Here is a 20,771-nt window from a genome sequence, read left to right as displayed (position 1 = left end):
GCGTCTGGTTCCATGTGGGTTGCCGCCCATGAGGAGGATGCACCGATGCCCCCACGCCAGCTGGATACGCTGACGCTTACCCGCCGCCAGGCGCTTCAGGTCGGCGCCTCGGCGCTCGCCGTGATGGCGCTGCCGAGTTTCGCCACGGCGCGCACCCCTACGCCCCCACCGGAAACCACGTACATGTCCGAGAACTTCGTCACCACCAAAGATGGCGTCCGCATCTTCTACAAGGACTGGGGCCCGCGCGACGCGCAGCCCATCGTCTTCCACCATGGCTGGCCGCTGTCCTCGGATGATTGGGACACCCAGATGCTGTTCTTCCTGCAGCACGGCTACCGCGTCATCGCGCACGACCGCCGCGGCCACGGGCGTTCGGCCCAGGTCAGCGACGGGCATGACATGGACCATTACGCCGCCGACGCTTCCGCCGTGGCCGAACACCTCGACCTGCGCAACGCGGTGCACATCGGGCATTCCACCGGCGGTGGCGAAGTGGCGCGCTACGTGGCCAGGTTCGGCCAGCCGCAGGGCCGTGTTGCCAAGGCCGTGCTGGTCAGCGCCGTACCGCCGCTGATGCTGAAGACGGCGTCCAACCCGGGCGGGCTGCCCATCGAGGTGTTCGACGGCATCCGTGCCGGTGTCGCGGCCAATCGCGCCCAGCTGTTCGTCGACTTCCCGACCGGCCCGTTCTACGGCTTCAACCGCCCCGGCGCGAAGATCTCGCAGGGCGTGATCCAGAACTGGTGGCGCCAGGGCATGATGGGCAGCGCGAAGGCCCACTACGACGGCATCAAGGCGTTCTCGGAAACCGACCAGACCGACGACCTCAAGGCGATCACCGTCCCCACGCTGGTACTGCACGGCGACGACGACCAGGTAGTGCCGATCGCAGACGCCGCCCTGCTGTCGGTGAAGCTGCTCAAGCACGGCACGCTCAAGGTGTACAAGGGTTACCCGCACGGCATGCTGACCACGCACGCCGATGTCATCAACCCGGACCTGCTGGCCTTCATCAAGTCCTGAGCGAAACGGCCGACGGGGACCCAGGTCCCCGTCGGGCCCAAACACCGCGTACAGCCACGCCATGCGTGGCTGCCATGACGTCAAGCAGCAACGTTGGGCATACGGAACGTAAACGCAGTCCCCGCACCCTCACTCGATGCCACCGTCAACGTGCCGCCATGCGACCGCGCGATCTCCGCGGCGATGTAAAGCCCCAGTCCCAACCCAGGCCGTGGACGTTCGCCCTTCTCCCGCGAGAACGGGCTGAAGATGCTGGCCAGCCGGTCTGAACGGATGTGGCCCCCATTGCGGACCGTCAGCACCAGCGCATCCGAATCGGCCTGCACATCCAGCTCGATGGGCGCCGTGCTGTCGCCATGCTGCGCGGCGTTGGTGAGCAGGTTCGCCAGCAGCTGCGCCAGCCGGTTGGGATCGCACATCACGTTGCCCGCGACCTGCATGTGCACGGCAATGTCGGAACGGCCGGTGGCCGTGGCCACTTCGTTCACCACCTGCTGCAGGGCGTTGTCGAGGCTGTCGGCCGTGCGCAGTGCCAGGGGAATGCCGCCCCCCAGGCGCCCACGCGCGAAATCCAGCACATCGCTGACCAGTCCCTCCATGCGCGTCACGCTTGCCGTGATGTGGTCGTACATGCGCTGCTGGCGGTCGGAATGCGGCTCGAGTTCGAGCGACTCGGTCACGATGCTGATGGATTGGAGCGGGTTGCGAAGATCATGGCCGAGCACGGCGATGAACTGGTCACGCAGCTCCGCCACCTGGTGCGCATCGGAAAGTTCCACCTGCGCCTTCTCGAGGCGCTCTTCGGTGTCCAGGTAGTTGCCGACAAGCTCGGCCAGCAATTCCATGGAGCGCAGGATGTGCGCCTCGTCGAAGTCGCCCGGCGCCGAGTCGATGGCGCAGAGGGTGCCGAAGAAGCTTCCGTCAGGTCGAAAGATCGGAACCGACGCGTAGCTTTCCAGTCCATAGATGCGCGGGGTGTGGTGCTGGGAAAACCGCGGGTGCTGGCTGGCATGCGCGAACACCACGGGCGTGCCCGAGTTCCGGATCTCGTCGCAGATGGTGGTCTCGAGCATCAGCTGGCCCCCGGGCACCAGGCCGAAGCCCAGCGTGTCGTAGGTCGCGCAGGCGGTCCACGTGGTATCGGTCACGCGGGCAATGGCCGTGAACCGCGATCCGGTGATGTGGGCCACCGTCTCCAGGATGCGCGGGACAGCCTTGATCCGGCCGATCTCGGCGATATCGCTGAGCAGCGCGGGATCGGACAGGGGGGGCAGGGGAGTTGGGTCAGGCATAGACCGGTAATGGTCACATGAAACGTGGCGGGGTGAAGCGCTTCCCCCCGCACACCTCACTGTGCCAGATGATGAACGGTTCAGGATCCATGCGCTGCCCGGCGGCGGTCTGATCTGCTGGCGCTGTCGGCGCTCCGGTGGAATCCACTGGCGAGTGTGCAATTATTCGACACCCGTCTTGCGGGCCGGATCAACTGAGCACCAGGGAGGGAGCCACACATGCGTCGCGTACTGCTTGCCTTGGCCGCGTTTCTGCCTGCCGTTGCGCTGGCGGGCTTTCCTTTCGACGCCTCCGTCGAGGAGATGGCCACCCAGGCCGACCACGTGCTCATCGGCCGGGTGACCGGCGTGGACATGATCGACCGCTCGGGAAAGCAGGTGCGCGATCCACAGGCGCGAACCGGTCCTGGGCTGAGCAACCAGATCCGCCTTCAGATCAGCGTCGATCAGGTGCTGGCCACGAACGCGGCAAGCGTGCCCAGCACGCTCCATGTTCCGCTGGCGTCGCACCTGCATTACAGCCTCGGGCAGATTCGGGCCGCCCACGCAGAAGACAGCGATCAACGCTTGATCCTGCTGAAAGGACCGCACTTCGAGGGCATCAAGCCCGGCCTCTTCATGCTTCCGCTGCAGGATCGGGAGGAAGTGCTTCGCCTGCGCGATTCCGCCGTGCCGAACGCTGGAGCCAGGTCGTCCTAGGGGGCGAATCCACCTATCCGCGGGCGTACGCGCCCATCACCGAGACCACGATGGCAGACCCCTACAACAGCGCAGCACGCCCACCCACCGCGCCTCGTCTCGATGATTCCATGGTGACCACCGCCTTCGACCTGCCCGGCTTCCGCGTCACCCGCAATCTGGGTGTGGTGCGCGGCATCACCGTGCGCTCGCGTTCGATCGTGGGCAACTTCCTGGGCGGCATCCAGACGCTGTTCGGCGGCAACATCACCATCTACACCGAGCTGTGCGAGCAGGCCCGCGAGGAGACTTACCGCGACATGGCCAAGCACGCGCGGATGCTGGGCGCCAACGCCATCATCGGCATGCGGTATGACGCCACCGACATCATGACCGGGCTGACCGAAGTGCTGTGCTACGGCACGGCGGTGGTGGTGGAGCCGGTGCGCTGACGCGGGCGGGGGCGTGATACGTACGGCGTATCGCAGCCCCCTGTAGTCGGTATTGGCATTGCGTGCGCGTTCGCCCTGATCCTGTGCGGATGCAGACGCACCGCGATATCTCATTCGAAGGGCAGGTTGGGCTTGTCACCGGCGCGGCCAGTGGTTTGGGCCTGGCCTACAGCCGGCTGCTGGCAGCGCGTGGCGCCCGGGTGGTCATGCATGACGTCGGGGCCGGGCTGGATGGCAACGGGCAGGACCCGCGCCGGATCGATGCGAAGGTCGCGCTGCTGCGCGGCACCGGCCTGGATGTGCAGGCCGCGCACGCGGCGATCGACCAGCGCGACGGCTGCCGGGCGCTGGTTGCCGGCACCTTGGAACAGCACGGCCGAATCGACTTCATCATCCACAACGCCGGTTGGGTGGAGTACCAGCAGATCGATGTGCTGGAGGAAGACAGGTTCGACAGCATGATGAGCATCGCCGCCAAAGCGCCCCTGTGGCTGGCCGAGGCGGCGTGGCCGTCCATGCGGTCGCGCCATCACGGACGCATCGTGCTCACCACCTCCGACCGCGCGTTGTACCCGCAGTATGTGCAGAAGGGGCTGGCTGCCTATGCCGCGGCGAAGATGGCGGCGGTGGGCATCGTCAACGTGCTGGCGGCCGAGGGCGCCCCACACGGCATCCTGGTCAATGCCATCTCGCCGGTGGCCAAGACGCGCATGTGGGGCGTGGAGGGCGAGCCGGATGAACTGCATCCGGATGCGGTCGCGCCCGGCGTAGCGTTCCTCGCCTCGGCAGCATGTACTGAAGCTGGCTGGATCCTGCGTGCCAGCAATGGCCAGTTCCATGCCACGCGGAGCGTGGAGGCTGAAGAGGTCGCTTACCCTCGCGACCTGCGTGCCACCGCGGCCGGGAGCATCGAGGACATCGCCATGCAGTGGTCGCGCATCGCGCAGCCCACGGTGGAGCCGCGCCGCTAGGGCAGGTCATACTGGCCCGGTTGCCCCCATCCGCGCACGCACCACACATGGTCGATCTTCGCCTGCTCCGCCAGTTCGTCGCCGTTGCCGAGGAGCTGCACTTCCATCGTGCCGCCGACCGGCTGCACATGTCGCAGCCCCCGCTGACTGCGGCGATCCGCAAGCTGGAAGACGAGATCGGCAGCGCACTGATCGAGCGCGGAAACCGCACGCTGGGGCTTACGGCGGCCGGCACGGTACTGCTGGCCGAAGCGCGGCTGCTGCTGCTGCAGGCCGACCATGCGCTGATGGCGACCCGCGACGCCGCCGCGGGCCGCACCGGCACCGTGCGCCTGGGTTACGTGGGGAGCGCGCTGTATGGACGGCTGCCAGGGGTGATCCGCGCCTTCCGGCAGGCCAGCCCGGACGTGCGCCTGGAGTTGATCGAAGCGACCTCCGCGCGCCAGGTGCAGATGCTGCGGGAGCAACGCCTGGACATTGGGGTGGTGATTCCGCCGGTACACGAGGCCGAGGGGATGAAACTGAAGGCCTTCGACGGCGACTGCCTTGCGATTGCACTGCCGCGTGCGCACCCGTTGGCGCGATCGAGCGACATCACCGTGGCGGCACTGGCCGACGCATCCTTTGTATTGTGGCCCTCCCGGGAGGGCAAGGGCTTCCACGCGCAGGTGGTGCAGCTGTGCGCCGCTGCGGGATTCACCCCACGCGTGGTGCAGGAAGCGCACGGCATGCACGCGGTGCTGTCGCTGGTGGCGGTGGAGGCGGGCGTGTCGATCGTGCCCGCCAGCATGAGTGGGTTCCGCAGCGGGGAGATCGTCTATCGAAATCTGGAGGGCGTGGAGGCGGCGTTCGATCTTCAACTATGTGCGCGCGGCGGCGTCGTGCCGCCGGCGGTGGCCGCCTTCCTCGAGCAGGCCGTAGCAGACTGATCAACGCGTCCGCTTCAGCCACGCCCTGACGACCAAGCCAATCAGGGCAGCGAACACCACCCACGACACCACGTCGAACAGGCCATCGCCGATCAGGGCGCTGACCAGTCCCAGCACGCTGGCCGCGGCGATCCACGCAGGCGCGGTGAAGGGGCTGCCATTCGGAGCAGTCGGACGGCTCATGCGGCGCCCCCCGTCTTTTCGGCACGCTCGATCTCGGTCACGCGCGCTTCGGTGCTGCCGCGTTTGAACCAGAGGTACAGGCCGCTGATGAGGACCAGAATGGTGAGCAGGTCCAGCACCGCCCACAGGATCTTGAGCGGCAGGTTGCCGTAGTTGCCGAAATGCAGCGGCTGGCTGAGCAGCAGCACGGTCATGTAGGTGGGCAGCTGTGGCTGGGCGGTGAGCTTGCCGGTGACCGCGTCGATCAGCACCGGGCGGTACATGCGCTCGGTGATGGGGGTATTGCCCTGCATGAACACCCCGTAGTGGTGGTCGCCGCTGTAGCCGGTGCCGGGGAAGCTGACGAACGCCGGGCGCATATCGGGTTCGGCGGCGCGCGCGGTGTCCACCGCCGCCTGCAGCGAGGCCAGCGTGGTGGGGCGCGGCTGGCCGGCGTAGCGGGCAGCGAATTCGCCGAGCTGCTCGCTCTGCCATGCCGTTTCAAGCGGCTTGGCCACGGTGTTGATGACGCCGGTGATGCCCACCACCAGCGCCCAGCCCAGGGTGACCACGCCAACGACGTTGTGCAGGTCCAGCCACGCCAGCCGACGGCTGCGACCGGTACGCAGCGTGCCGAAGCGCTGGCGGCGCATGAAGGGGCCGTACAGCACGAGGCCGGAGATGATGGCCGCCGCGAACAGCAGGCCCATGGCGCCCATGAACAGCAGGCCGGGCAGGCCGAGGAACAGGTCGGTATGCAGGCGAAGCAGGAAGTACATCACCCCTTCGTTGAACTGCGCGGCAGGCACCACTTCGCCGCTGCTGGTGTGCAGCAGCGCCGTTTTCATCTGCGGCGGCGGGGTGTCGACGCGCGCACCGGTGTTCACGTACACGGTGTGTCCTTCCCAGTCCCAGCCGACGAACAGCGGCACGTTGCCAGGGTACTGCGCCAGCGCGGTACGGACCTGGTCGTCCAGGTTGCGGTGCGGGGCGTTGTCCTGCGGATGCTCCACATGCGGTTCGCCGAGGTGGTCGATTTCCTCGGCGAAGATCAGCGGCAGGCCGGTGAGGCACAACAGCAGCAGGAACAGGGTGCAGATGAGGCTGGTCCACTTGTGGACCAGGAACCAGGCTTTGATGGTGGTGCGTTGCATTGGGTTCTCTGGCGGCGGCTGGAGATAGGCTGGCGGGCGTGGCCCGTCACTGCTTAGAAGCGGTACGAAATCGTGCCGGTCACGGTGCGCGGGTTGCCGGTGAAGCAGTCGCCGAAGTTGCGGCACGGGGCGAAGTACTTCTTGTCGCTCAGGTTGGTGATGTTCAGGGCCATCGTCCAATCCACGACCTGCACTTCAAACAGCGCGTCCACCAGCGCGTAGCTCGGCGTGCGGATGAAGCCGCCGTAGCCCAGCGACTGGGTGTTGCCCACGTAGCGCCCGCCCAGGCCCACCCGCAGGCGCGCGTCGGCATCCAGCTGCACGCCCTTGCCCAGCCACAGCGACGCCAGCTCCTGCGGGGTGTCGTTGAGGCGCTGGTTCACTTCCATGGCGAAGTTGCTTCGGGTCACCTCGGCCTTGTTGCGCGAATACGCCGCCGTCAGCGTAACGTCGTGCGCGAACTGGAACTGGCCCTCCAGCTCCACGCCCTTGGATTGGATCTCGCCGGTCTGGATGACGTTGAGTACGTTGTCCGGATCATTGGTCTGGCGGTTGGTCTCGGTGATGCGGTAGGCCGCCAAGGTCACCAGCATGTTCGATGCCGGCTGCCACTTGATGCCGCCCTCCCACTGGTCGCCCTGCATCGGCTTGAACGCGCGGCCGTAAAGATCCTGGCCGGTAACCGGCAGGAACGACTCGCTGTAGCTGAGGTACGGCGAAACGCCGCCGCCCACCTCGCCAATCAGGCCTGCACGCCAGGTGGTGGCGTTGTCGGTCTGGCTGGGCAGGCCTTCGGTCTTGCTGCGCGCGTGGTCGCGGCGTGCGCCCAGCACCAGCGACACGCGGTCGGCCCAGCGGATCTGGTCCTGCAGGTACACGCCCAGCTGGGTGGTCTGCTGGTCGGGCAGGCGGTCCCAGCCATTGATGGTCACGCCGGTGGACACCGGGGTGTAGATGTCGATCGGGGTGGGCGTGGCGTCCAGGGTGTAGGACGTCTCGCGGTAATCGCTGTAGTCCACGCCGGCCAGCAGCAGGTGCTGGAAGGCCCCGGTGGCGAAGTCGAACTGCACCGTCGTGTCGCTGGTCAGCGAACGCACGTCCGGGCGCACGCCGTAGGCGTTGCGGTTGAGCACGCGGCGGTCGGCGTCGATGAACGGGTCGGTCGGGTTGCTGTAGGTGTCCGGGTACAGTTCGCGGAATTCGGTCTTGCCGTCGAGGTAGCGCACCGACGAGCGCAGGCTGACGGTGTCGCTGAAGCGGTGGTCGAACAGCGCGGTAACGCTGTACACACGCGAATCGAGCATGTCGAAGTCGCGGTCGCCGAGGAACGTCGACGGGTCCAGGCGCGGCGTGCCCGGTGGGGCGTGCAGGGTGGCCACCACCGGCAGGAACTGCTGGCTGGAGGCGGTCTTGTCGTGCTGGTAGCTGGTCAGCACGGTCAGGGTGCTGCGCTCGCCGCGCCAGCTGATCGACGGTGCCAGGTAGAGGCGGTCGTCGCTGATGTAGTCGGTCTGCATGCCCGCATCGCGCACCAGGCCGACGACGCGGCCGGCCAGGGTGCCATCGTTGTTGAGCGCGCCGCCCACATCGGCCTGGAACTGCTTGCGGTCGAAGGTGCCCAGCTGCACGCCCACCTCACCGCTCAGGTCGGTGAAGGTCGGGCGCTTGGTCATGGCATTGATGATGCCGCCGGTTGCGCCAGCGCCGTACAGCACAGAGGACGGGCCGCGCAGCACTTCCACTCGCTCCAGGCCGTACACCTCGGTGCGCGCCAGCGGGTTGAAGCCATAGCTGCGGCGCAGGCCGTCCAGGTACTGCACCGGGTCCAGGCCACGCACCGTGCTGCCGTCGCTGCGGGTATCCAGGCCGTAGGCATCGGCGGTGACGCCGGCGCTGTAGCGCAGGGTCTCCTGCAGGTTCTGCGCGCCGCGGTCGGTGAACAGGCCGTTGGTCACCACGCTGATCGCCTGCGGGGTCTGGGTCAGCGGGGTGTCCGTCTTGGTCGCGGTGCTGGCGCGGTCGGCCACCACGGTCACCGCGTCCAGGGTGCGGGCGCTGGTGTCGTCCTGGGCATGGGCGATGGCGGCGGCCAGCAGGGTGGGGGCCAGCAGGAGCAGGGCAGAGCGGCGCGACATGGCGGGCATGACGGGAATCCCGGGGATTGAGGGCCGGAATTATCGGGAGGTGAGGATGCGAACGCAAATGAATCTCAGCTGCGTGGCCGCAGGGGCGGTTTCATCTTCCTGCCACATCGCCTGCACGGCACCTACGCGGAACCGGCCCTAACGTAGACCGTCCCCGCGCCGGATCTGGAGACACCCCATGAATACCCTGCAGACAGCCGCCCGCGCGATGCGCAACGGGCTGGAGGAAGTGGCGGCCCTGCTGGTTGGCGAGCGTGCCGAGGCACTGCGCCGGGATGACACCGCGGCCCCCGGTGTGGGCATCCCCATGCCGCGCCGTGCGCCGCTGAAACGCCCGCTGCTGCATGGCCGAAAGGGCATGGCGCCTTGGCAGAAGGTCGCTGGCGGACGCCGCTGAAGCGACCCTCCAGGCGGTCGGTTTCGCCGGTCCCGGCCCAAGCTGAACAGGCAGACATGCTGCACACGCGTGGTTGTGGCTAACTAGCGCCCCGACCAACCGACGGAACGATGCGTGAAGACTGCAGGACGATGGGGACTGGCACTGCTGATGCTGGTGGCGGCACTGTGGGTCGCGGGAATGCTGGCCTACCAGCTGCCCGGGCCGGGCTGGCTGCGTGGGGTGATGATGGCCCTGTGGGGCGGCTTTGCGCTGATGACAGCGGTGGCAGTGGGTCGGGCGCGCGTCGGGCGCTGGCCGGGTCTGCTGTTCCTGGCCGCGCTGGTGGTCACAGGGGTCTGGTGGCTGCTGCTTACGCCGCGCCAGGACCGGGTATGGGCAGACGATGTGGCACAACGCCTGAAGGTGGTGAGCTTCGATGGCCGGCATGTGGTGCTCGACAACGTGCGCAACTTCGCCTGGCGAACCGATGACGACCACGACGTGCGCTGGGAGCGCCGCGAATACGACCTGGACCAGCTGCGCTCGGCCGACCTGATCCTGTCGTACTGGATGGGGCCCACCATCGCCCACACCCTGGTGTCGTTCGGCTTTGCCGACGGCCGCCAGCTGGTGTTCTCGCTGGAGATCCGCAAGGAGCGCGGCGAATCGTTCTCGGCGCTGGGCGGCTTCTTCCGCAAGTTCGAGATGACCCTGGTGGCGGCCGAGGAGACCGACATCGTGCGCGTGCGCAGCAACGTGCGCGGCGAAGACGTCTATCTTTACCGGCTGCAGGGCATGACCCGTGAGCAGCTCAAGGGCCTGTTCGTGTCCTACCTGGGTGAGGCACGCAAACTGGATGCCGCCCCCGCGTTCTACAACACGCTGACCAGCAACTGCACCACGATCGTGTATGAGCTGGCCAAGCAGATCGCGCCCGGGCTGCCCCTGGACTACCGGCTGCTGGCGTCCGGCTATTTCGCCGAATACGCACGCGACCTGGGCGTGCTGGCGCCGGGCGTGGACTTCGCCACCCTCAAGGCACGCGGGCGCATCACCGATCGTGCGCGCGCCGCCGGCAACGACCCGCACTTCTCGCAGCGCATCCGCCAGGGCGTACCCGGCGTGGACGCGGAGGCGCAGCCATGAGCCTGTTCCTGCGCCGTGGACTACCGCTGCTGGCGGTGCTGGTGTCGCTGCTGCTCTCCAGCGGTTGCGCGATGGTCACCATGAAGCAGGTGTCGCCCACCGACTACCTGGCCAACAAGCGCGGTGACGTGCTGACCTCCGGCAGGTTCAGCATGGCCTCGCAGGAGACGCTGAGCGTGATCGGGCTGGATGTGGCGCTGTGCGAAAAGGATATTGCCGCCTGCGAAAAGACCCTGAAGGACACCCGCGACCTGCCGGAGGAGCAGCGCCTTTCGGCGCTGTCCGAGTTGTGGGTGAAGAACGCGCTGGCACTCACGCCCAAGCCCAAGGACCGCGAGAAGACGCCGATGTCCGACGCGGCGCTGGATGCCTGGCTGGAGGCGGCGCGGTATGCCTATGCCTACCTGTTCTTCAGCGGGCGCACGCCGTCGGACCGGGCCTTCGAGGACCGCCAGACCCAGGTGCGGGATTACTACAACTACGCCGCCGAGCAGACGGCGACGGTGGTGTTCAAGCGCAGCCGCGAAAGCGCGCTGGAAGGCGAGGATTACAACGCCGCCGTCGCCGGTGAGCGCTGGACGCTGACCTCGGATTTCGACGAGCTGCGCATGACCAGCATTCCCAGCACCATGGTCTCGGCCTCGTCGGTGAGCTTTGCCGGGCTGCGCAGCACCTACCGCCGCGATGGTTTCGGCGCCGAGCTGGTGGTGGTGATGGACCCGCCCAAGCTGATCGCACCGGTGGATGGCGAGAAGACCGAGATTCCACAGTACAGCGAGATGTCGGCGATCAACGCCACCGCGTTGCTGCGATTCAAGGGCGACAGCCTGCAGCAGGTGCTGGATACCACCCAGGTGCTGTTCGATGTGTATTCGCCCGAGTCCACCGAAAGCGTGAACCTGCACGGCGAGAAAGTGCCGCTGGCCGGCAACTTCACCGCGGCCTACGGCATGTGGCTGGCGCAGTCCGGCTTCGCCACGCAGTCGCTGCGCACGCTTTTCGGGCTGAGCCAGGGCATTGCCGAACCGCACATGTATTTGATGCAGCCGTGGGACCCGAACCGCCGCATCATCTTCATGCTGCACGGCCTGGGCAGCAGCCCGGAGGCGTGGGTGAACGTGGCCAACGAGATCCTGGGCGACCCCGAGCTGCGCAGGCACTTCCAGGTGTGGCAGGTGTACTACCCGACCAATGCTCCGATTGCGCTGAACCGCTTCGAGATCGACCAGGCGTTCGACAACACGCTGCGGCATTTCGATCCGAAGGGCACCTCGGCGGCGTCCAAGGACATGGTGTTCATCGGCCACAGCATGGGCGGGGTGCTGGCACGCCTGCTGGTCACCAGTTCCGGCGACACGCTGTGGAACCAGCTGCTGGCCAACTACGACCTCAAGGGCGAGCGCCTGAAGCGGGTGGAAGCCAAACTGGGGCCGTTGCTGCACTTCGACGCGGAGCCGAACGTGGAGCGGGCGATCTTCATCGCCGCGCCGCACAAGGGCACCGATATCGCCGGCAACCGGGTCGGGCGGTTCATCGGTCGCCTGGTGCGCCTGCCGATCACCATCCTGGGCAAGTTCGAGGACGTGTTCCAGACCCTGCAGCAGTCCGAAGTGCAGTCGGCGCAGGCCACGAAGCTGCAGATTCCCAACAGCATCGACAACCTCAAGGCCAGCGATCCGTTCGTGAAGGCGTCCAGCGCGCTGCCGATCATGCCGGGCCTGAAGTACCACTCCATCATTGCCCAGCGCAAACCAGGTGTCCCGCTGGAGCAGTCCGACGATGGGCTGGTGCCGTATTGGAGTGCGCACCTGGAGGGTGCGGTGTCGGAGAAGGTGATCATCTCCGGCCACAGCGTGCAGGAAACCCCGCAGGCGGTGCTGGAGATCCGGCGGATCCTCAGGGAGGACCTGGAACAAGTGACGCCTTGATCAACGCGCGTAGCCGGCATCCCGCAGCCACGCAGGGCGTGGCGCTACGTGGTGTCGCCGTATGCGTGTAGAGCCACGCCCTGCGTGGCTGCGCGGTGCCGGACGGAGCCCCGCCACGCAGGGCGTGGCGCTACGTGGTGTCGCCGTTTGCGTGTAGAGCCACGCCCTGCGTGGCTGCGCGGTGCAGGTTCCGCATCGCGCCATCAAACCCGCCGCGCCACCACCACGCTGGCCGCGGCCAGCAGCAGCATGATCGCGAAGATCAGCAGGTAGCCCAGCATCACATCGGCCGTGAGCAGCAGCGCGAACAGCGAACCGGACACCGCCAGCGTGGTGGCCACGGCCAGTGCTTCGCTGAGCTGCAGCGCCGAGGTATTCGCGCCCTGCTGGGCCGGCGGAGAGAGTGACAGCGTCAGCAGTGACAGGCTGGGGTAGATCAGCCCCATGCCCAGCCCGGTCAGCGTCCAGCCGGCCAAGGCACACCACAGCGGTACCCCGGGCTGGAGCGCCAGCGATGTGGCGATGATGCCGCCGCACATCAGCAACGCGCCCACATGCAGCAGCTGGCGCCGCTCCCAGCCATGGCGCTGGTGGCCCTGGAACCACGAACCGCCGAACCAGCCCAACGCCCCCAGGCTCAGCGCCACGCCGGCCAGCAATGGCGTGAGCCCGCGTTCGCGTTGCAGCAGCAGGGGCAGGAATGCCTCGCAGCCGAAGAACGCCGAGGCGGCGATGCCGCGCAGCGCGATCACGCTGGGCAGCCCGTGGCGCAGGCGCAGGGTGCCGGCCGGCAGCAGCCGCCAACTGCATACCGCCAACAGCAGCACCGCCGGCACCAGAAGCGCGGCGGCCTGCCAGCCCACCTGTTGGCCGCCCACGTACAGCAGCAGGGCGCCGAATGAAGCGCCCACCGCCCAGCGCACCACCTGCGTTGTCGGCGCCGGCGCGGTGTCCAGTGCGCGCACATGGCGCAGCGCAGGGCGCAGCAGCAGCGCCGCGGGAATGGCCAGCACCGGCACCGCCAGGAACACCCAGCGCCAGCCGACGTGCTGCACGATCAGGCCACTGATGGCCGGGCCGATCAGCGACGGCACCACCCACCCGGCGGAGAACGCCGCGAACACGCGCGGCCGCATCGCCTCGGGGTAGGTACGCCCCACCAGCACATACAGCGCCACCGAAATCGCCCCCGCGCCCAGGCCCTGCAACAGGCGGCCCAGCACCAGCACCGGCATGTGCTGGGCCAGGCCGGCCAGCAGCAGGCCGGCGATGAAGCAGGCCAGGCCCAGCCACAGCGGCCGCGCCGGACCCTGCTGGTCGCTCCAGCGCCCGGCCAGGGTCATGCCGATCACGCTGGTGGCCAGGGTGCCGCCGAAGGCCAGCGCGTACAGGCGCAGGCCGTCGAGGTCATGGGCGACAGTGGGCATCGCGGCAGCCACGGCCAATGCTTCGAAGGCGTGCAGCGAGACCAGCGCCACCATGCCCACCGTCGTGGCGCGGTAGGCCGGCGACAGGATCGACGGTGGGGTCTCGGTGGCAGCCGTGGGGGCGGCGGGGGCGGCAACATCGGAGGACATGCGGATTCCAGGCAACGAAGGGCGCGCGGCGCTTGCAGCACGCGGCGCGGTCCCGCACGATGGGACCTTAACCATGGTTGAGGTCAAGCGTGATCGCGCAGGAGCTGAGTGTAGGCGAGGTGTCCCGCCGCAGTGGGGTGGCGGTATCGGCGTTGCATTTCTACGAGCGCAAAGGGCTGATCCGCAGCCTGCGCACGGCAGGCAACCAGCGCCGATTCAACCGCGAGGTGCTGCGCCGGCTGGCGGTGATACGCGTCGCCCAGCGCGTGGGCATGCCGCTGGACGCCGTGGCGCATGCGTTTGCGGCGCTGCCCCAGGACAAGACCCCGACCCGCGCCGAGTGGGCGAAGATGTCCGCGCTGTGGCGTACCGAACTGGACGAGCGCATCGAGCAGCTGTTGCTGCTGCGCGACCAGCTGACCGACTGCATCGGCTGCGGTTGCCTGTCGTTGAAACGCTGCCGCCTGGCCAACCCCGGCGACACGCTGGGCGAGCAGGGGGAAGGCGCGCAGCGCTGGGGGTGAGCCAGCACCCGCACGGCAGTCCCGGCATGCGTGGCTGCCCGGTGGGCAAGGCCGCAGGAACTATTCGTTCGCGGCCGACAACGCCTGCCCACGTCGCGTCGCCGCATCGATCGCACGCCCTACGATCGCTTCGAAATCCTCGCTCTGGAAGCTCTCGATCGCCGCCTGCGTGGTGCCATTGGGCGAGGTGACGCGGCGGCGCAGTTCAGCGGGCGCCTCGCCCGATTCGTCCAGCATGCGGCTGGCACCCAACAGGGTCTGTACCACCAGCGTGCGTGCGGCATCGGCGGGCAGGCCTTGTGCAATGGCGGCGGCTTCCATGGCCTCGGCCAGCAGGAACACATAGGCCGGGCCACTGCCGGAGACCGCGGTCACCGCATCCATGCGCGCTTCGTCATCGATCCAGACCGTGCGTCCGGCGCTGGCAAGCACCTGATCGGCCTGCGCGCGCTGGGCATCGCTCACCCCGGCGGTGGCGAACAGGCCGGTCACCCCCGCACCGAGCAGGGCCGGGGTATTGGGCATCGCACGCACCACCGCCGTGCTGCCGCCCAGCCAGCGCTGCAGCTGCGCACTGGTGATGCCGGCGGCGATGGACACCACCAACGGCTGTTTGCCATGCGCGATGTCGGCCAGCGAGGCGCACACATCGCGCAACACCTGCGGCTTCACCGCCAGTACCCATGCGCTGCCCTGCGCAGCGGCTTCGGTCGCGCTGGCGTAGGTCTTCACCCCGAACTCGGCGGTGAGCTGCGTGCGCAGTGCGGTGACCGGCTCGGCCACGTGGAGGTGGCCGGGGGCGATGCCCTGGCGGACCAGGCCGGCGATCAGGCTGCGGGCCATGTTGCCGCCGCCGATGAAAGTGATGGAAGGAGCGTTCATGGGAATTCCTCGATCAGTGTCGTAGCGCCGGGCGATGCCCGGCTGCCGGGTATGAGCGGGGCAAGGGGCAGCGGTGCGCACCGCCGTTCAATGACGCGCACCGAACAATGCCGTGCCGATGCGCACCATGCTTGCGCCGTGGGCGATGGCCTCGGCGTAGTCGCCGCTCATGCCCATCGACAGCGTGTCCACCTGCGGATGGGCGGCGGCGAGCGCCACGAACAGCGCGTGCATGCGCTCGAACGCCTGCTGGCGTCGCTCGACCTGCGGCCACGGCGCGGGAATCGCCATCAGGCCACGCAGGCAGAGCCGCGGTTCGGCGGCGATGGCGGTGGCCAGCGCGGGCAGCCCGTCCGGGCTGCAGCCGTGTTTGCTGTCTTCATCGTCGATGTTGACCTGGATCAGCACGTTAAGCGGGGCCAGGCGGGCCGGCCGGTGCGCGGCCAGCGCGGCCACCAGCTTGGGCCGGTCCACGCTCTGCACCCAGTCGAAGCGTTGCGCGGCCAGGTCGGCCTTGTTGGACTGCAGGTGGCCGATCAGGTGCCATTCCAGCCCCAGCGCTGCCAGCGCGTCGATCTTGGCCACGGCTTCCTGTACGTAGTTTTCGCCGAACGCACGCTGGCCCTGCGCCGCCAGTGCCGCCACCGCCTCGGCCGGCTGGGTCTTGGAGACCGCCAGCAGGCGGGGATCTGGCCGTCCGGCCGCAGCGGCCGCGTTGTGCAGGTTCAGCAGGATCGCAGTCAGGGGAAGGTTGGGCACGAGCAGGCACTCAAGGGAGATATCCCGGTGGATCAGGAAGGCTATACTGCCGCCCGGGGAAAGATCCTTCCAGTCGCAGCAGTCTATGGGGAGTAGCAGCGTATGGATATCGCCGAGCTGTTGGCGTTTTCCGTGAAGAACAAAGCGTCGGACCTTCATCTGTCGGCAGGCCTGCCGCCGATGATCCGCGTGGACGGCGATGTCCGTCGCATCAATATTCCGGCCTTGGATCACAAGCAGGTGCATGCGCTTGTCTACGACATCATGTCGGACAAGCAGCGCCGCGATTACGAGGAATTCCTCGAAGTCGACTTCTCGTTCGAGATTCCGAGCCTGGCGCGGTTCCGCGTCAACGCGTTCAACCAGAACCGGGGCGCGGGTGCGGTGTTCCGTACCATTCCGTCCGAGGTGCTGACCCTGGAAGACCTGGCGGTGCCGCCGATCTTCCGCGAGCTGATCGACCAGCCGCAAGGGCTGATCCTGGTGACCGGCCCGACCGGTTCGGGCAAGTCGACCACGCTGGCGGCGATGATCGACCACATCAACAAGAACGAATACGGCCACATCCTCACCGTCGAGGATCCGATCGAATTCGTGCACACCTCGCAGAAGTGCCTGATCAACCAGCGCGAAGTGCACCGCGATACGCATGGCTTCAATGAAGCGCTGCGCTCGGCACTGCGTGAAGATCCGGACATCATCCTGGTGGGCGAACTTCGCGACCTGGAAACCATCCGCCTGGCGCTGACCGCCGCGGAAACCGGCCACCTGGTGTTCGGCACCCTGCATACCAGCTCGGCGGCCAAGACCATCGACCGCATCATCGACGTGTTCCCCGCCGGCGAGAAGCCGATGGTGCGCTCGATGCTGTCCGAATCGCTGCGTGCGGTCATTTCGCAGGCATTGCTGAAGAAGGTCGGTGGCGGGCGTACCGCTGCGTGGGAAATCATGGTGGGCACCCCGGCCATCCGCAACCTGATCCGCGAGGACAAGGTGGCGCAGATGTACTCGGCGATCCAGACCGGCCAGCAGATGGGCATGATGACGCTCGACCAGCACCTGCAGGACCTGGTCAAGCGCAGCCTGATCACGCGCAACCAGGCCAAGGAATACGCCAAGGACAAGCGCATCTTCGAATGATGGGCCCCGGCCCACGCGCAATCGGTAGTGCCGGCCGCTGGCCGGCTCCAGGCAATCTTCGGAGCACACCGCGATGAACACCACCAGCACCACCATTGACTTCACCTCGTTCCTCAAGCTGATGGCGCACCAGAAAGCGTCGGACCTGTTCATCACCGCGGGCATGCCGCCGGCGATCAAGGTCAACGGCAAGATCTCGCCGATCACCCAGACCCCGCTCACGCCGCAGCAGAGCCGCGACATGGTGCTGAACGTGATGACGCCGGCCCAGCGCGAGGAATTCGAGAAGACCCACGAGTGCAACTTCGCCATCGGCCTGTCGGGCGTGGGGCGGTTCCGCGTGAGCTGCTTCTACCAGCGCAACCAGGTGGGCATGGTGCTGCGCCGGATCGAGACGCGCATTCCCACCGTCGAAGAGCTCAACCTGCCGCCGATCATCAAGACGCTGGCGATGACCAAGCGCGGCATCATCCTGTTCGTGGGCGCGACCGGTACCGGTAAATCGACCTCGCTGGCGGCGATGATCGGCTACCGCAACCTGAATTCGACCGGCCACATCATCACCATCGAAGATCCGATCGAATTCGTGCACAAGCACGAGGGCTGCATCATCACGCAGCGTGAAGTCGGCATCGACACCGACAGCTGGGACGCGGCGCTGAAGAACACCCTGCGCCAGGCGCCGGACGTGATCATGATCGGCGAGGTGCGTACCCGCGAAGGCATGGACCACGCCATTGCGTTCGCCGAAACCGGTCACCTGGTGCTGTGTACCCTGCACGCCAACAACGCCAACCAGGCGATGGACCGCATCATCAACTTCTTCCCGGAAGACCGCCGCAACCAGCTGCTGATGGATCTGTCGCTGAACCTCAAGGGCGTGGTCGCGCAGCAGCTGGTGCCCTCGCCGGACGGCAAGTCGCGCAAGGTCGCGATGGAGATCATGCTGGGCACGCCGCTGGTGCAGGATTACATCCGCGACGGTGAGATCCACAAGCTCAAGGAAGTCATGAAGGAGTCGGTGCAGCTGGGCATGCGCACCTTCGACCAGAGCCTGTTCGAGCTGTACCAGGCCGGCGAGATCAGCTACGAAGACGCGCTGCGCTACGCCGACTCGCAGAACGAAGTGCGCCTGCGCATCAAGCTGTCGCAGGGCGGTGACGCACGCACGCTGTCGCAGGGCCTGGATGGGGTGGAGATTTCCGAAGTCCGCTGAAACGGCGGGGACGGACATGGGGCGCGTTCGGTGCAATGCCGGCGCGCCTTTGTTGTACGTGGTGCTTCAAGGGGCCGGCACCGTGCCGGTAGCACTGCCACTGAAGAGAATGCATATGGAACTGCATGATCCGTACCGCGCGCCTGCGCGGGCTGTCGCGTCAAAGGGTCCGGTCACACCGGTGGATATGTCGGGTATCGCGTTCGGCAGCGACGACACGGTCTCCAGCGCGGCCACCATCGCGGCGGGCTACACATCGTCGATCATCGCCGCGCGGTGGCTGGCCACCATCATCGATTCCGTCGTACTGCTGATGATCTTCGTGGTGCCGATCCTGGTGCTGGACAGGGCCATGGCGGAAAAGGTCATCTGGCTGTCGGTGGCGTTGCTGGTGGCGTATTTTCCCGTAATGGAAACCCGGTTCGGCGGGTCACTGGGCAAGTTGGCGACCGGTACCCGCGTGGTGAACATCCGTGGCGAACGGCCCAGCGGGTGGCAGTCGATCGTGCGTACCCTGCTGCGCCTGATCGAGGTGAATCCGTTCCTGATGGGCGCGATTCCGGCGGGCCTGATTGTGCTGTGCTCATCGAACCGCCAGCGCCTGGGCGACATGCTGGCCCGGACCTACGTGCTGCGCCGCGCGGATATCGGCCGGATCCGCAGGACGGGCATGGCGCGGGTTGCCGAGCCGGTGTGGTCGCAGGCCAGCGTGCCGGTACCGCCGCCGCTGCCGCCGGTGCCCGCAGCAGGGGACGAGCGCTGGGCCAGGCCCTGATCGGCGCGTTCGTCGAAGGCAGATGTCGGGACGTCAGCTGCTGCAGCGTTGGTTTCATTGATGAAATCGGCTCATGACCAACAGCGCGTGGAGCTGTGCAATCGCGGCTGGCACGCGGCGTATGGTGACGGGGTCGCATCGGGCAATCGCCCGGTGCCGCCCCCATCCACCACCCGGCGTTCGCCGGAAGGAGCACTTCATGCAGACACGAATCCTTGGCAACAGCGGCCTGCGCGTTTCCGCGCTTGGGTTGGGCTGCATGGGACTGAGCCACGCCTACGGCACGGCACCAGACGTGAGCGACGGCGTCGCTCTGCTGCACGCGGCGGTGGAGCGGGGGGTCACCTTCTTCGATACGGCCGAGGTGTATGGCCCGTTCCGCAATGAGGCGCTGCTCGGGCAGGCGCTTGCCCCGTACCGCGACCAGCTGGTGATTGCCACCAAGTTCGGCTTCAAGGGCGGCAACGCCGATGCCGGACTCGACAGCCGCCCGGAGAACATCCGCGCGGTCTGCGAGGCCAGCCTGCAGCGCCTGAAGACCGACCGCATCGACCTGTTCTACCAGCACCGTGTCGATCCGAACGTGCCGATGGAGGACGTTGCCGGAGCAGTGAAGGACCTGATCGCCGAAGGCAAGGTCAAGCACTTCGGCCTGTCCGAAGCCGGCGAAGACAGCATCCGCCGCGCGCACGCGGTGCAGCCGGTGGCGGCCCTGCAGAGCGAGTATTCGCTGTGGTGGCGCGAGCCGGAGCAGAGCGTGTTGCCGGTGCTGGAAGAACTGGGCATCGGCTTCGTGCCGTTCAGTCCGCTGGGCCGGGGCTTCTTGACCGGTGCGATCACCGCCGACACCGAGTTTGCGGCCACCGACTTCCGCGCTTCGCTGCCACGCTTCGCGGTGGAGGCGCGCCGTGCCAATCAGGTGCTGGTGGACGCCATTGGCGCGATCGCCACCGCCCGCCAGGCCACGCCGGCCCAGGTGGCGCTGGCTTGGTTGTTGTCGCGCAAGCCGTGGATCGTGCCGATTCCCGGGACCACCAAGCTGCATCGCCTGGAGGAAAACCTGGGGGCGGTGGAGCTGGTGCTGGGCGCGGCCGACCTGCAGCAGATCGCGGTGGCGCTGGACAGCATCGCCATCGTGGGCGATCGCTACAACGCCGAGCGGCAGAAGCAGGTCACGCGGTGAGAGCGAGCGCACGACCCACGGTCGTGCGCTGCCGGATGGGGCGGCAGGGGCCACCGTGGGTGGCTACGGCTGTCGATTCCATGCCCGGTCCAACGTCGTAGTGAATGAACCTCTCAAAAGGAACAGGTCATGAGCGACACCGCCCCGGTCAAAGGCCCCGCCTCGTACTTCCCCTCCATCGAAAAGACCTATGGCCAGCCGGTCGCGCACTGGTTGGCCCTATTGGCCACACAGGGCGGTCTCACCCACATGTCGCTGGTGACCTTCCTCAAGCAACAGCACGGCCTGGGGCATGGGCACGCCAATGCACTGGTGGCCCACCACCTCAAGACGGGGCCGAGGTAGCCACCCACCCGCGCCGGTACGCCTCCTCGCGGGGGAGCGAAGTGGCTGAAAACGGCATTCGTTGCGGTATGAATCGATTTCACCTGCAACTGTCACGCTGATCGTGTCT

Annotated in this window: 21 protein-coding genes; 14 read left to right on the top strand and 7 right to left on the bottom strand. The window is 67.2% G+C overall.

Annotation, left to right across the window (positions count from 1 at the left end):
- Window positions 1-183 precede the first annotated feature (183 nt).
- Complete coding sequence (locus RT456_RS11265) at window positions 184-1,026, top strand: alpha/beta hydrolase (protein WP_313346565.1); 843 nt, start codon at window positions 184-186, stop codon at window positions 1,024-1,026.
- Between the two features lie 80 nt (window positions 1,027-1,106).
- Here RT456_RS11265 and RT456_RS11260 read toward each other — a convergent pair whose 3' ends face one another.
- Window positions 1,107-2,318 (bottom strand): GAF domain-containing sensor histidine kinase, encoded by a 1,212-nt coding sequence (locus tag RT456_RS11260; protein ID WP_313346491.1) that lies wholly within the window; start codon window positions 2,316-2,318, stop codon window positions 1,107-1,109.
- Window positions 2,319-2,537: 219 nt separating this feature from the next.
- Here RT456_RS11260 and RT456_RS11255 point away from each other — a divergent pair, with 219 nt between their 5' ends.
- The 4 genes from RT456_RS11255 to RT456_RS11240 all read left to right on the top strand — a co-directional run bounded on the left by RT456_RS11255 (window position 2,538) and on the right by RT456_RS11240 (window position 5,348).
- Window positions 2,538-3,017, top strand: a complete 480-nt coding sequence (locus RT456_RS11255; protein WP_313346489.1) for a hypothetical protein — start codon at window positions 2,538-2,540, stop codon at window positions 3,015-3,017.
- 50 nt (window positions 3,018-3,067) lie between these two features.
- Complete coding sequence (locus tag RT456_RS11250) at window positions 3,068-3,448, top strand: YbjQ family protein (RefSeq protein WP_313346487.1); 381 nt, start codon at window positions 3,068-3,070, stop codon at window positions 3,446-3,448.
- A gap of 89 nt (window positions 3,449-3,537) precedes the next feature.
- Window positions 3,538-4,419 carry an SDR family NAD(P)-dependent oxidoreductase gene (locus RT456_RS11245; protein ID WP_313346485.1) on the top strand — a complete coding sequence of 294 codons (882 nt, stop codon included), beginning with the start codon at window positions 3,538-3,540 and terminating at the stop codon, window positions 4,417-4,419.
- Between the two features lie 47 nt (window positions 4,420-4,466).
- Window positions 4,467-5,348: a LysR family transcriptional regulator gene (locus tag RT456_RS11240; protein WP_313346483.1), complete on the top strand. Its 882-nt coding sequence runs from the start codon at window positions 4,467-4,469 to the stop codon at window positions 5,346-5,348.
- Here RT456_RS11240 and RT456_RS11235 read toward each other — a convergent pair whose 3' ends face one another.
- The 3 genes from RT456_RS11235 to RT456_RS11225 are packed head-to-tail and all read right to left on the bottom strand — an operon-like array spanning window position 5,349 to window position 8,808.
- Window positions 5,349-5,531, bottom strand: a complete 183-nt coding sequence (locus tag RT456_RS11235; RefSeq protein WP_313346481.1) for a hypothetical protein — start codon at window positions 5,529-5,531, stop codon at window positions 5,349-5,351. It lies immediately after the preceding gene.
- Window positions 5,528-6,664, bottom strand: a complete 1,137-nt coding sequence (locus RT456_RS11230) for a PepSY-associated TM helix domain-containing protein (protein WP_313346479.1) — start codon at window positions 6,662-6,664, stop codon at window positions 5,528-5,530. The genes RT456_RS11235 and RT456_RS11230 overlap by 4 nt, the downstream gene beginning before the upstream one ends.
- Window positions 6,665-6,717: 53 nt before the next feature.
- Window positions 6,718-8,808 carry a TonB-dependent siderophore receptor gene (locus RT456_RS11225; protein ID WP_313346476.1) on the bottom strand — a complete coding sequence of 697 codons (2,091 nt, stop codon included), beginning with the start codon at window positions 8,806-8,808 and terminating at the stop codon, window positions 6,718-6,720.
- Between the two features lie 178 nt (window positions 8,809-8,986).
- Between RT456_RS11225 and RT456_RS11220 the strand changes: the two genes are divergently transcribed.
- The 3 genes from RT456_RS11220 to RT456_RS11210 all read left to right on the top strand — a co-directional run bounded on the left by RT456_RS11220 (window position 8,987) and on the right by RT456_RS11210 (window position 12,261).
- Window positions 8,987-9,205: a hypothetical protein gene (locus RT456_RS11220; protein ID WP_313346473.1), complete on the top strand. Its 219-nt coding sequence runs from the start codon at window positions 8,987-8,989 to the stop codon at window positions 9,203-9,205.
- Window positions 9,206-9,355: 150 nt separating this feature from the next.
- A complete protein-coding gene (locus RT456_RS11215; RefSeq protein WP_313346563.1) occupies window positions 9,356-10,333 on the top strand; it encodes a DUF4105 domain-containing protein in 978 nt (325 codons plus the stop codon).
- Entirely contained in the window at window positions 10,330-12,261 is a 1,932-nt protein-coding gene (locus RT456_RS11210) for an alpha/beta fold hydrolase (protein WP_313346470.1), read from the top strand. The genes RT456_RS11215 and RT456_RS11210 overlap by 4 nt, the downstream gene beginning before the upstream one ends.
- A gap of 203 nt (window positions 12,262-12,464) precedes the next feature.
- On the opposite strand, the gene RT456_RS11205 is transcribed toward RT456_RS11210, so the two are convergent.
- On the bottom strand, window positions 12,465-13,838 hold the full coding sequence (locus RT456_RS11205) for an MFS transporter (RefSeq protein WP_313346467.1): 1,374 nt from the start codon (window positions 13,836-13,838) through the stop codon (window positions 12,465-12,467).
- A gap of 89 nt (window positions 13,839-13,927) precedes the next feature.
- Here RT456_RS11205 and soxR point away from each other — a divergent pair, with 89 nt between their 5' ends.
- Entirely contained in the window at window positions 13,928-14,362 is a 435-nt protein-coding gene (gene soxR, locus RT456_RS11200) for a redox-sensitive transcriptional activator SoxR (RefSeq protein ID WP_313346464.1), read from the top strand.
- 60 nt (window positions 14,363-14,422) lie between these two features.
- Here soxR and proC read toward each other — a convergent pair whose 3' ends face one another.
- Both proC and RT456_RS11190 read right to left on the bottom strand, forming a co-directional pair.
- A complete protein-coding gene (proC, locus tag RT456_RS11195; RefSeq protein ID WP_313346461.1) occupies window positions 14,423-15,244 on the bottom strand; it encodes a pyrroline-5-carboxylate reductase in 822 nt (273 codons plus the stop codon).
- 87 nt (window positions 15,245-15,331) lie between these two features.
- A complete protein-coding gene (locus tag RT456_RS11190; RefSeq protein ID WP_313346458.1) occupies window positions 15,332-16,003 on the bottom strand; it encodes a YggS family pyridoxal phosphate-dependent enzyme in 672 nt (223 codons plus the stop codon).
- Between the two features lie 102 nt (window positions 16,004-16,105).
- On the opposite strand from RT456_RS11190, the gene RT456_RS11185 reads away from it, so the two are divergent.
- The 5 genes from RT456_RS11185 (at window position 16,106) to RT456_RS11165 (ending at window position 20,662) form a co-directional block, all read left to right on the top strand.
- Window positions 16,106-17,143, top strand: a complete 1,038-nt coding sequence (locus RT456_RS11185) for a type IV pilus twitching motility protein PilT (RefSeq protein ID WP_070208322.1) — start codon at window positions 16,106-16,108, stop codon at window positions 17,141-17,143.
- Between the two features lie 73 nt (window positions 17,144-17,216).
- Window positions 17,217-18,359 (top strand): PilT/PilU family type 4a pilus ATPase, encoded by a 1,143-nt coding sequence (locus RT456_RS11180; protein ID WP_313346455.1) that lies wholly within the window; start codon window positions 17,217-17,219, stop codon window positions 18,357-18,359.
- Window positions 18,360-18,474: 115 nt separating this feature from the next.
- Entirely contained in the window at window positions 18,475-19,134 is a 660-nt protein-coding gene (locus tag RT456_RS11175) for an RDD family protein (protein ID WP_313346452.1), read from the top strand.
- A 199-nt stretch (window positions 19,135-19,333) separates the two neighbouring features.
- On the top strand, window positions 19,334-20,317 hold the full coding sequence (locus RT456_RS11170; RefSeq protein ID WP_313346449.1) for an aldo/keto reductase: 984 nt from the start codon (window positions 19,334-19,336) through the stop codon (window positions 20,315-20,317).
- Between the two features lie 129 nt (window positions 20,318-20,446).
- A complete protein-coding gene (locus RT456_RS11165; protein ID WP_313346446.1) occupies window positions 20,447-20,662 on the top strand; it encodes a DUF4287 domain-containing protein in 216 nt (71 codons plus the stop codon).
- Window positions 20,663-20,771: the final 109 nt, after the last annotated feature.

It is taken from the genome of Stenotrophomonas sp. (genome assembly GCF_032099025.1).
Classification (GTDB): domain Bacteria; phylum Pseudomonadota; class Gammaproteobacteria; order Xanthomonadales; family Xanthomonadaceae; genus Stenotrophomonas.
Note: the sequence above shows the minus strand (reverse complement) of the source record. Positions and strands in the feature narration are given on the sequence as shown.